The following is a 12,115-nucleotide window of genomic DNA, read 5'->3' on the forward strand; positions in this document are numbered from 1 at the left end:
GTTTATCCTTTCACGGTTTTACAGGCCACAATATCAGCGCCAGAACAACAGATATCCGGAATAACAACTTGACCAATCTTTACAGCATTATCTATTTGTGTCTCATGAATTTGCTTCATCGCATCCATCATATTTCTTAAGGCAATCGGTTGGCTGCTTTTAACTGGCACCGAAATCTCTCCGGTTGAACTTTTCAAAATCACCGTACTGGTTAAGGTCCTGACAGGATCGGTCATTTCTTTTTCGGCAAATACAATTCCTCTCTTACAGCTGTTTCCTTCGATTTTGATAATCTGTCCCCCATCTGAGAAGACTGATATTCGACATTCTGAAGGACAAGTCGTACAGCATATCTGATCACACTTCATCCTCAACCTCCTCGATAATAATTCTGATCGACTGTTTTCCATTTATTTCTACTAAATTAACGGGAAATTCTTCCATAATACTGGGCTTAAATGATTTTATTTTGCTCTCTGAAATAATTTTATCACCATTGATTACCTTAATGACACCAGAATCAAGGGGTTTTTTAACTCTGAATTTAATCTGCAGGTCCTGAGCAGCGACCTGGTCAAAATAAGACGGTACCGTATAGGCAATATTTTCACCATGTTCAATAGCACTCTTTTCACCCTCTGATGGCTGTCGGTCTGACAAAGCATAGGCTGCGGCCTTCCCTCCTGCCTGGATTGCTTCAACCGTCACCTTATCAACCAGATCATGAACATGAAGTACATTGCCACAAGCAAAGACGCCGCTGACAGATGTTTCCAGATCCTGGTTGACTAAAGGACCATTGGTCCGCTGATCTAGGACTACACCTAATTTTTGTGACAATTCATTTTCCGGAATTAAGCCAACCGACAAAAGCAGCGTATCACAGGGAACTATTTTTTCTTTTCCCGGTATCGGACAACCGCACGCATCGACCTGACAGACTTCGACCGCTTCCACCCGAGGATAACCGATTACCCTGGTAACCGTAGTTGATAAATGAAGAGGAATACAAAAATCATCCAAACAGTTTTTCACGTTTCTGAACAGGCCATTGGCATAAGGCATCAGCTCATAAACACCGACGACCTCCATTCCTTCAAGAGCCAGTCGCCTGGCCATGATCAGTCCAATATCACCAGACCCAAGTATAACTATCCGGTTTCCCGGCTTCAGATTTTCCATGTTAACATAGCGTTGTGCAAGCCCCGCTGTCAGTACTCCTGCCGGACGGCTTCCAGGAATTTTAATGGCACCCCTGGTCCGCTCCCGACATCCCATCGATAAAACAATTGCCCCGGCTTGAAGAGTTATGATACCTTGAGTACTGACCGCCACGACTTCTTTATGAGCTTTAATCTCTGTCACCATCGTATTTAGAAAAACTTTAATCCGAGCCTTCTCAACCTGGTTTTTAAAATTTTCCGCATACTCCGGTCCGGTTAGTTCTTCTTTAAAATACTGTAGACCAAAACCACTGTGAATACACTGATTTAAAATACCACCCAGCTCATCATTTCGCTCAAGGATGGCAACGCTGGCACCTTTCCTTGACGCTTCTACCGCTGCCCCCATACCAGCAGGACCGCCGCCGACCACGACAACATCAAATTTATACATCACTCATCCCTTGACCTTTCCGAAAATCAGCTGCGACCCCTCATCTTCAAGAAGGACCTGTTCAACCGGCAAACCATGCACTTTGGCCAGAATCGATAAAACCTTATACTGACAAAAACCGCTCTGACAACGTCCCATGCCGGCACGAGTCCGCCTTTTAATCCCATCTACCGTTGTCGCCGGAATACTGCTTTGGATTGCCGCCAAAATTTCTCCCTCGGTGACTGATTCACAACGGCAGACCATATGACCGAACGCGATGTTTTCTTTGATTAAAAGATCCTGCTCAACTTCTGGCAATTGGTTGAAAATTGTCGGCGCTTTGCGATAAGGGTTAAAAGACTTCTTATCACGCAAATCCAATCCGGCATTGTTTAAAAGATCTCTGACTCGCTCGGCGATTGCCGGTGCCGATGCCATTCCCGGCGACTGAATCCCGGCAGCATGAATAAAGTGCTGGTCTACTGTTGAGATTTCAATGAAAAAGTCGTTGTTATGGTCAAGAACCACCGGTCTTAAGCCGGCAAAGGTTCGAATAATTTTTCGTTCATCCAGTTCTGGTAAAATATGGTGAACACCTTTAATCAGCGCTTCGATTCCCTTTTTATAATTGGAAACATCCTCTTTATCATTCATCATAGTAGCGGTAGAACCGACAATAGTGTTGCCATGAATGGTGGGAATACAGGCGATACCCTTGGTATCAGGACCCGGACAGGGAAACATCACTGTTTGCGGTTTAATTCTCATATCCCGGTCAAATACCAGTAAATCCCCATGGCGAGGCTGCATCCGATATTCTTCAATCCCTGCCAGTTTCGCCACATCATCAGCATGATTTCCGGCAGCATTAACAATGTATTTTGTTTTATATTGAGATGACTCGGTCATAATTAAGAAATCTTCGCCCATTTTTTCAATTTTTCCAACCGTTTCTCCCAGAAAAACCTCAACCCCATTATCAACTGCATTTTCAGCAAAAGCCAAAGCCACTTCAAAGGGATCTACGACCGTCGTTGTTGGTACCGATAAGCCATGTGTGACATTGGAATTAATATGCGGCTCTTTCTCTTTAACCGTTTCTTTATCAACAATGCGGATATCTTTAATTCCATTTCTAATGCCATAATCCAGTTTGTGTTTTAGTACTTCCAGGTCAGCCGCACCAAAACCCAAAACAAAAAGTCCCGGATTACTAATTTCAAAACCCAGTTCCCTGGAAAGCTGGGGAAACTGTCTGGCGCCTTCAGCGTTGATCTTGGCTTTCACCGAACCGGGCACCGGATCATATCCCTGGTGAACAACTCCACCATTACCCTTGGTTGCCCCCATTCCAATATCCAGACCTTTTTCCAGCAGAGCAACTTTCAATTCAAATCGCGACAACTCTCTGGCAATCGCTGAACCGGTAATGCCACCACCGATGATGATTACGTCATATCTAGTCATTTGATTTCCTTTCTTAATTTACTTTATCCAGGTGTGATAATAACTACCTTGTTAGTAGTAGGATGTCGGTACTTTAATAATAAATAAGTATCGTTTGTGCGGTGAACAGTCCAAACTGTTCACCGCTTATAAACTTAAAAAAAAAATTTATAGTGCTAAATCGGCATATCCCACTTTATCTCATCAACATCCCACCTGTTGCGTCTATGGTTGCCCCGGTTAAATAGGCTGATCTGGCCGAAGCCAGAAAAACGACAATATCAGCAATTTCTTCTGGCTGCGCCACTCGCCCTATAGGGATTCGACCTTCATAATAGCCGGGGTTTTCTTCAATTTGGGATCTGATCATATCTGTTTCCACCACCCCCAAAGCAACGGCATTTACGGTGATCCCTTTTTTTGAAAGTTCTCTGGCCATTGAGATTGTCAAGGCGGTCATTCCGGCCTTACTGGCTGCGTAGTGGGCATGGCCAGTAGTCGAACCATTAAAGGCCGCCTGGGAATTAATATTGATAATTCGCCCTTCTTTTCCCGATTTAAGATTTGACTTTGCAAAATACTGTGATAATACAAAGGGAGCTTTGAGATTCACATCCATTGAAAGATCCCAATCTTCAACAGGGATATCTTCAATCCATCCCTGCAGCCAGATACCAGCATTATTAACCAGAATATCAAGGCTCCCAAGAAAATCTTCTGCGGATTTAATCATCACCAGTGCCGCCTGACTGTCTTTAAGATCCACCGCCATAACCCGAGCCTTAACGCCATAGCTTTGAATCATTTTTAGGGTTTCGTCAACTTCAGGTGTCAATCGGGTAGCTGTAAAGACAATATTGACCCCTTCTTGAGCCAAACCCAAGGCAATCGCCCTGCCTACCCCACGTGACCCTCCGGTTATTACCGCGTTTTTTCCTTTTAAATGTAAATCCATTTGTTTCCTTTCCATTTTCGAATCGTGTATTTCAGGTAAATATCATGTTATGGCGATTATGCTTTTTAATACTCATCCCAGATCCCATCAAGTGCATCGATGACCTTTAAATAGCGCTTATATTTCTTATCGTACATGAGAAATTTTTCCGGATCAGGCTCAGCGGTATAAGCGATTTTGACCATCTCATCAGAAGCTTCTTTAAAACCGGAAAATTCCTGAGTTGCCACGCCAGCACAAATGGCTGCTCCCAAAGCACCCAGTTCCTTACAATCGGTAACCTCAATTGGCAGCTGTAAAATGTTTGCAAACATCTGCACCCAAACTTTTGATTTTGCCACCCCACCAGCAATTCTGATACTCTTAGGTGCTTGCCGATATTTAAGTAGTTTTTCAATATGATATTTATGACTGAATACAATCCCTTCATAGACAGCTCTAAGCATATTATCCCGATTATGGTGGGCACTTAAGCCAATAAAACAGGCTTTAGCATTGATATTGACATTGCTGGCATAAAGAAAAGGCAAAAAGACAATTCCACAATCCTCATCAGCCACGCAATTGACACAGTGGTTTGAAAAATCATAAACGTCCTGATCATGAAGATCCACATCTTTAAGGATTTCGGTTAAAAACCATTCAAGATTGCTGGCAGAGGTGGGACTTCCCTCAAGTATCATCCAGTAGCCCGGCATTGTATAGATAGAAGTCATAAAGAGATCTTTATCAACCACTGGTTCTTTACTGATATATTCATTAATAGACCAGGTTCCTGCCACAACACACATTTTTTCTTCATCAGTAATACCCACTGCCATCGCTGAAGCATGGATGTCCATACATCCGCCAGCGACTGGTGTTCCTTCTTTAAGTCCAGTCAGCTCTGCTACCTCTTTGGTAATCGTCCCACAGACCTCTCCAGAATAGCGAAGCGGCGGCAGCTTATCATAAATCATCTCCAAGCCCATATCGGCAAGAAGTTCTTTATCATATTTAACATCCCGAACATTCATCAGACTGGACCCGGACATATCAGCAATTTCTCCATAGGCCTCACCGGTCATTCTAAACCGCACATAATCTTTACACATAAAAACCCAGCGGGTTTCATCAATGACCTCAGGTCGATGTTCTAAAAACCATTTTAAAAGGGTTGTCGGCTGACCTGCCCATACCGACTGCATAGTCTTAGGAAGAATTTTTTCAAACGTTCCATCTTTCATCCATTCGATGACATAATCTTTGCCGCGAACATCTGTTGAAATCATGCCGTTATAGGCTTGACTGCCATCCTCCTTAACCAGATACATCCCATTGCCATGACCGGTAACCGATAAACCAGCCACCTCTTCGCCTTTGATACCCGCCTTTTCAAGTACACCTTTAATGGCAGTGACATTGGCCTGCCACATCTCTTCCAGATCCCTCTCTGTAAACCCGGGCTGGGGCTGAAACATGGCCGTTTTAGAACTGGAAATTGCCACCTCATTCCCCTTCATATCATATAAAGCCGCTTTGATCATGGTTCCCCCATTATCCAGTCCAATCAAATACTTTGCCATCACATAATCCTCCTTTAAATTTTTTGTATCAGCCTCACAAAAAAAGAGTCCTGCTTAACAGACGCAAGTAATTTGCGTCTGTTAAGCAGGACTCACCAATTCACCGTCCGGCTGATTTATTTTGTTGTTACCATAATGTTTTATCGCTAACTGTCATCCCGCTAAAGCCTGATTCCCGAATAACTTTTATCATTTGCTGATCATGAATGAAGCCTCCGGCCAATAAGGGAATATCGGTGACAGATGAGATCTTTTCAATAAAATCGATAGCAATTTTTGACGGCAATAGCTCTGCCGCATCCACGGTACTTTTTTCAAGCAGTCGCAGACTTGTTTCTAAGGCCCTTGAATCATGAAGAAAAAACCGCTGAATTGTGAACAATCCATTGTGTCTGGCCAAATTAAGTTTCGACTGATCTGTCGACATAACGCCATCAACCTGGTAATAGTTTTTCATCAGTTTGATCCCGATCTGATCTTTACCAAACCCACCAACCAATTCAAGATTAACCAGAACCAGTTTGTTTTTCTGGTGGGCGATCTTGACTAAATCTTTTAGGTTAGCAATATGGGCCTCAGTTAAGAGTACAATATCTGACTGGCTGTTGAGCCCGGCTTCAAGATCACTCAATCTTCGAATCGATGGAATAATCTGGAATGTATCAAATTTATTTTTCATTACTAGCATCATAGCACATTTCTAATTAAAAGGTCAACATATTTTTCTGCTGGTTAATAATAGTACATACTGCTCATCATTGAAGCCATAATCGCCCCGATTACCCCACTTAAAAGAATACTCAAGACAATCCCAATCAGCATCATAATCAGATAAGCCCGGGCAAAATTCTTTTTATTAGGGCCGGACTGGCTCCCAAATCCCCAGACAAAGAGCATCACAATCCCAACAATTGGAACTGCTGTAAGTAAAAACATAATTAAGTACTGACCCATGCTGAGAACATCAACTTCGCCATTTTGCTGTGTTGAAGACTGACGATATTCCTTACGCTCCTGCTGCGCTGAGCTATTTTGTATCACTGGCTGTGAAGGCTGTACAGAACCCGACGAACTGGTCTGTTTAGCTCCGCAGTTAGTACAAAATACTGAATTATCCGGGATTTCCTTTCCACAATTTTTGCAATACATAGTCTATCCTCCTGTCAATTTTTTGGGTGTTTTTTAGACCCGACCACTTTGGCATCCGGTATTAATATAAATTAATCATTCCAGTTTACTTTCAAATCTAAAAACATACCAATTGCTTTATAAATACCCAATTTAAATACACCTATTCATATAAACTTAATGCTCATTGAAATTTGATTTTCATCAAAAAACAAAAGCAATTATTGGCCAGTATTATCTACTACTCCTAATTTACTTCGTCCTTCGAACCTGATTAAATACTTATCGCAGAGGCACTTAATTGGTATTGAATTTTTTTAGTCAACTAAGTCATATTCAAGCAGCAAATCATCAAGCTGCTTTCGAGAATTGAACATCATCACATCAATGATTGACAGGTTTGGGACAAATACATTGCCAAACTGCTTGTATTTTAAAGAATCTCTCGTTTTTATGAATTTTAATTCTAAATTATTTTTTTGAAAAGGTGTGGCTGAATACAGATTTTTCCCGCCAATTGCATTAATATAGCGGTCTGCATTCTTTATCTTACAGATATATATAATTTTCTCCTGAGCATTTAGTTCAGCTGACAGTTTCATTTCCGACTCTCTTTCAGTGCAGCTTATAATCCCCAAATAATTACAAATTTGCTTTAAACTATTGTCAGTAAAATCTGCTACATTTTTATTATTAAAATCAAGTATTGTTTCAACTAATTGATAAACCTGTTCAAAATACTGTGCTTTACGATAAGCATAGTAAATGGTATTAAGCATTTTTCTTTCAAATTTTCTGGCAGGGTCATCGACATAATAACGCGCATTAATATTTAGGCGGTATCTATCCTTTACTACTGGCAAAGTAATTAAACGGCCTTTACCATCTACTAGAATCTGATTCCTGTTGATCCAACCATGTTGGATATACTGAACACTATCTGAAATAATAAAATAATCTGATGCTTTAATCATCTGGAAATACCCAATATATGGAAAAAGATAGGGTTGCATAATAGAAATATCCATTAATTCTTCCCATCTATCAAATCATATTCTGACAGCAGTGTTTTTATCTGCTCCGGAGAATTAAACATCATCACATCAATGATTGATAAATTAGGTATAAAATCATACCAGAATTGCTGGTATCTTATGGTCTCTCTTGTTTTAATAAATCTTAATTCTATATTGTTCTCACTGAACTTTCTTGCTGAATACAGTTCCATGCCGCCGATAGCATTAATATAGCAATCTGCCTCCATTTGTTTACAGACATAAATCACAGAATCCTGATAATTCACGTCCGGGGGAGGATTTAATTTAGATTTAAATAACATTTTTGTTTCAATTTCTAAATAATTACAAACCTCTTTCAAACTATTTGCTGTATATTCTGCAACATTTTTATTCTTAAAAGATAATATATATTTAATCAAATCATAGCAATCTGAATAGTAGGGCGCTTTATGGTATGCATAATAAATGGTGTCCAATATTTTTTCTTCGTTTATATTCTCCTGTTCTTCTACAAAATAGCGTTCATTTATTTTTAAACGATAACTATCCTTTACAACCGGCATTGTTATAAAATGGTCTTTGCCGTTTAACAAGATTCTATTTCTATTAATCCAACCTCGCTGAATATACTGATCGCTATCATCAAAGACAAAATAATCAGAACAGTTTATCATTTGGAAATAGCCTATATATGGAAATAGATAGGGTTGCATAATTGAAATTCTCATAATACCATCTCTCATTCTTCATACGTTATAACACTTTATCATTCTGTCAGACAAAACACACAATTTAATAATAGATTTGCTCGTTTATTAATTTTTTCCGCTTATCAGATCATATTCTGTAAGCAAGGCTTTAATTTCCTCAAGAGAATTAAACATCATCACATCGATGATCGAAAGGTTTGGAATAAAAGTATTCCAATATTGTTTGTATTCCAGGGATTCTCGTGTTTTGATGAATTTTAAAGTCAGGTCGTTCTCATCAAACACACGATTAGAATAGAGTTCTGTTCCACCGATTGCATTGATATAGCAGCTAGCCTCCATTTCTTTACAAATGTAGATGACTGAATCCTGATAATCCAGGTTTTTGGGTGGATTAATTTCAGACTGGTAACGCATCGGCGTTTCTATTTCCAGATAACGACAAATTTTATTCAGACTATTGCCAGTAAATTCTGCTACATTTTTATTATCAAAACGTAGTATTTCTTTAATCAATTCATAACACGCTCCAAAATTTGGTGCCTTTTTATAAGCGTGTTCAATTGTCTTTAAAAATTTTTCCTCAATTTTATTATCCGGATCATCTACATAATAGCGCTCATTAATACCTAAACGGTAATTATCTTTAACTACAGGTAAAGTAATCATATAATCTTTACCATCGACCAAAATCCTGTTTCTGTTAATCCAGCCTCTTTTTATATATTGATCTTCATCATCTATCACAAAATAATCGGAACAGTTTATCATCTGAAAATATCCTATATACGGAAACAAATAAGGCTGCATAATTGAAATATTCATTACTTTTCATCCCCCACCAACGTTCATTAAACATCATATTCAGCAGACATTGCCGTCTTACAATGGTTTCTTGATAATATCACAAATCCAGTCAACATCTTCAAGTGCCAGATCCGGATAGATCGGAAGTGTTAAAACCCGGTCGGCAATATATTTTGCAACTGGGGTATTATCTGAATTGAATTGACCCTCATAACATTCATAATCTGTTATGATCGGATAAAAATACTTCCTCGGATGAATGTTTTTTCCTTCCAGCTCCTTAAAAATCTGGTCTCTAGACTTATGATATCCGTCGAAAACAACCGGCATATAAGCATAATTCCCTTGTACCCCAGCCTGGTTTTTGACCAGTTTGATCCCAGGAGTTTTACCCAGGTTTTGCTGATAACGGTCTGTCACCTTTTTGCGTTTACTGATATCTTCATCAACATGGCGAAGATTACAAATTCCCATTGCAGCCTGAAATTCGCTCATTTTGGCATTCCCCCCAACATATTCCACCGATTCCGGCCCAGTAATACCAAAGTTTTTAAGATAATACAATATTTGTTGAATATATTCCTCACGATATGAAGCCGCTCCACCTTCAATGGTGTTAAAAACCTTAGTCGCATGAAAACTAAACATTGAGGCGTCTCCGAAATTACCAATTCCTACGCCGTTAACTTTTACTCCGAATGCGTGAGCCGCATCATAAATGACTTTAAGATTGTATTTCTTAGCAATTTTATCAATATCTTCCAGATTACAGATATTCCCATAAACATGAACAGGAATAATTGCAGATGTCTTTTCGGTAATCAGGCTTTCAATCTGCTTAACATCAATGGTATAGTCTTCCTCATTAATATCACAAAATACTGGTACTAAACCATTTCTGATAACCGCATGGGTCGTTGATGCAAATGTATATGGCGTGGTAATAGCCTCACCCTCTAATTCAAGTGCAGCCAGAATACATTCAAGTGCCAGATGGCCATTGGTAAAAAGCGAAACATACGGCACACTCAGATAAGATCTTAAACAAGCGCTGAATTTTTCATGTTTTTCTCCCATATTAGTCAACCAATGACTATCCCATAAGCTTCTAATTTCTTCTATATACTCCTCAAATTCAGGCATTGATGAACGTGTAACATTTATTCTCTTTCCCATATTATAGCTCCATTATTAGAAACAAGTAAGCAATTATATCAGCCGATTATAACTTCATTAAATTTGTGAACTGTTATCCTTTTCCCAGGCAAGCGTCCTCTCTACACGATGTTTTTCAACTGCAGATTTTAAATCCCAGTTTTCAAATAGTCTGTCCCATTCTTTTACGATATCAGGTTTTTCAAGACTTTCTTTTAATATTTTATGAAATTCTTCACGCGGAATCACCTCAGCGCCCATGCTTATTAGGTGATCAGTGGGCCATATCCCCATATCATAAAGGTTGTAGTGTAATTCTTTTAGTCGTAGGGCCAAGGCAATCGTAGCAGCCTTTCCAGCATTACTTACCCTTGAGAATTTTGATTCACTCAAAAAATATGCGCCAAAAGCCACGCCAAAATTTCCAGCAATTAGATTATCATCCTGCCACAATTCAATCGAATGGGCGATTCCTTGCTGATATAATTTATAAGCCACGTCTTTTCTTTCCGGTGTCAGCCATGTCAGTCCCGTTCTTTCTTCCGAGCAAGCATCGACTACTTTTTCAAAAACCTGATCGACTGTAAACCGAAAGGTATTTCTTTCAATAAATCGTCGAGCCCCCTTTGAAATATGGATATTAGGTGGAAATAACACACACCTGCCTTCAGATGTCCACCAGAGAATCGGTTCATCCTTGGAAATCGTCATATCAATCCCATTCTTATATGAGAAGATCATCCGCTCTAGTGATAAATCTCCGCCAATCGCCAGTAGTTCCCCTAATGGTCCCAACCGAACTTCTTTGTTGGCATCTGTGTGAGGAGGGAAATATAGGTCTTCTGTCAAATGATAGGCTTTATTTTGATATAGCATATGCCGCCTATAAAAAGCCTTCATCTTTCCATGAAAAAACTTCTGATCAATCTTTTTCAGCCCACCTATTTTATTTCCCATTTCTAAATCCCCCCGCTGATAGACTTGATATCATAATTTCAGATGACGATGTTTTTTAATAGCAGATTTTAAATCCCAATCTTTAAATATATCTACCCAATCACCTTTAAAACCAGACTCATCGTGACACTTTTTCATTTCCTTCATATAATCTTCACGACAGATTTGTGTCGATCCATATCGCAGCAAATTATCAGTTGGCCAGTCTCCTAAATCCATTGTCCGAAAATTCAGTTCTTTTAACCTAAGTGCCGAAGCTGTCATCGCAACTTTTGACCCGGAATCCCTTCGGGTAAACATGGATTCATTGTAGAAACAAGAACCAATCACAACCCCAAACAAACCACCAATCAATTCATTATTCTGCCACACTTCAACAGAGTGAGCCTTGCCCATCTCATATAACTGAAAAGCGGCTTCTTTTCTTTCTTTCGTCAGCCAGGTTTGACCTTGTCTGTTTTCTGAGCAGGCATTGACAACTTCATAGTAAGCTTTGTCAGCAGTTATGCTGAAATTATCATTTCTGATAAATTTCCTGACATCTGTTGCAATATGTAACTTATCCAGGTATAAAATTAAATAAGTATCCGACGTCCACCAGAGTAATGGCTGACCTTCGTAGGATAAAGGATAAATCCCGTTTTGATAAGCCAAAATAATCCGCTCTGGAGAGAAAGCTCCCCCAATAGCCAGTAATTTGCCATATGGACCCATTTTAAATTTTTCATTCGCCGCTTCATGGGGTGGAAAATACAGGTCTTCCGTCAACTGATA

The 12,115-nt window shown here is 39.6% G+C and carries 13 protein-coding genes; all 13 read right to left on the reverse strand.

The features are described 5' to 3' along the window. Nucleotides 1-2 precede the first annotated feature (2 nt). Nucleotides 3-368, reverse strand: a complete 366-nt coding sequence (locus Q5O24_11175; GenBank protein ID WKY46915.1) for a DUF1667 domain-containing protein — start codon at nt 366-368, stop codon at nt 3-5. Continuing rightward, nucleotides 358-1,617: an FAD-dependent oxidoreductase gene (locus Q5O24_11180; GenBank protein WKY46916.1), complete on the reverse strand. Its 1,260-nt coding sequence runs from the start codon at nt 1,615-1,617 to the stop codon at nt 358-360. The genes Q5O24_11175 and Q5O24_11180 overlap by 11 nt, the downstream gene beginning before the upstream one ends. A 3-nt stretch (nt 1,618-1,620) precedes the next feature. Next, nucleotides 1,621-3,066 carry an NAD(P)/FAD-dependent oxidoreductase gene (locus tag Q5O24_11185; GenBank protein ID WKY46917.1) on the reverse strand — a complete coding sequence of 482 codons (1,446 nt, stop codon included), beginning with the start codon at nt 3,064-3,066 and terminating at the stop codon, nt 1,621-1,623. A gap of 175 nt (nt 3,067-3,241) precedes the next feature. Beyond that, complete coding sequence (locus Q5O24_11190) at nt 3,242-4,015, reverse strand: SDR family oxidoreductase (protein ID WKY46918.1); 774 nt, start codon at nt 4,013-4,015, stop codon at nt 3,242-3,244. A gap of 50 nt (nt 4,016-4,065) precedes the next feature. Then, complete coding sequence (locus Q5O24_11195) at nt 4,066-5,565, reverse strand: FGGY-family carbohydrate kinase (GenBank protein ID WKY46919.1); 1,500 nt, start codon at nt 5,563-5,565, stop codon at nt 4,066-4,068. Between the two features lie 127 nt (nt 5,566-5,692). Continuing rightward, nucleotides 5,693-6,244, reverse strand: coding sequence for a glycerol-3-phosphate responsive antiterminator (locus tag Q5O24_11200; protein ID WKY46920.1), 552 nt, complete (start codon nt 6,242-6,244; stop codon nt 5,693-5,695). A 53-nt stretch (nt 6,245-6,297) separates the two neighbouring features. Further along, on the reverse strand, nt 6,298-6,714 hold the full coding sequence (locus Q5O24_11205) for a zinc-ribbon domain-containing protein (GenBank protein ID WKY46921.1): 417 nt from the start codon (nt 6,712-6,714) through the stop codon (nt 6,298-6,300). 296 nt (nt 6,715-7,010) lie between these two features. Further along, nucleotides 7,011-7,721, reverse strand: a complete 711-nt coding sequence (locus Q5O24_11210) for a WbqC family protein (protein WKY46922.1) — start codon at nt 7,719-7,721, stop codon at nt 7,011-7,013. Further along, nucleotides 7,721-8,455, reverse strand: coding sequence for a WbqC family protein (locus Q5O24_11215; protein ID WKY46923.1), 735 nt, complete (start codon nt 8,453-8,455; stop codon nt 7,721-7,723). The genes Q5O24_11210 and Q5O24_11215 overlap by 1 nt, the downstream gene beginning before the upstream one ends. 72 nt (nt 8,456-8,527) lie before the next feature. Continuing rightward, on the reverse strand, nt 8,528-9,247 hold the full coding sequence (locus tag Q5O24_11220) for a WbqC family protein (protein WKY46924.1): 720 nt from the start codon (nt 9,245-9,247) through the stop codon (nt 8,528-8,530). Nucleotides 9,248-9,304: 57 nt separating this feature from the next. Further along, nucleotides 9,305-10,405 (reverse strand): DegT/DnrJ/EryC1/StrS family aminotransferase, encoded by a 1,101-nt coding sequence (locus Q5O24_11225; GenBank protein WKY46925.1) that lies wholly within the window; start codon nt 10,403-10,405, stop codon nt 9,305-9,307. A gap of 57 nt (nt 10,406-10,462) precedes the next feature. Then, nucleotides 10,463-11,341 carry a leucyl/phenylalanyl-tRNA--protein transferase gene (gene aat / locus Q5O24_11230; GenBank protein ID WKY46926.1) on the reverse strand — a complete coding sequence of 293 codons (879 nt, stop codon included), beginning with the start codon at nt 11,339-11,341 and terminating at the stop codon, nt 10,463-10,465. A gap of 30 nt (nt 11,342-11,371) precedes the next feature. Then, nucleotides 11,372-12,055 carry a leucyl/phenylalanyl-tRNA--protein transferase gene (locus tag Q5O24_11235; protein WKY46927.1) on the reverse strand — a complete coding sequence of 228 codons (684 nt, stop codon included), beginning with the start codon at nt 12,053-12,055 and terminating at the stop codon, nt 11,372-11,374. Between the last annotated feature and the right edge of the window lie 60 nt (nt 12,056-12,115).

It is taken from the genome of Eubacteriaceae bacterium ES3, assembly GCA_030586155.1.
GTDB lineage: Bacteria > Bacillota > Clostridia > Eubacteriales > Eubacteriaceae > Acetobacterium.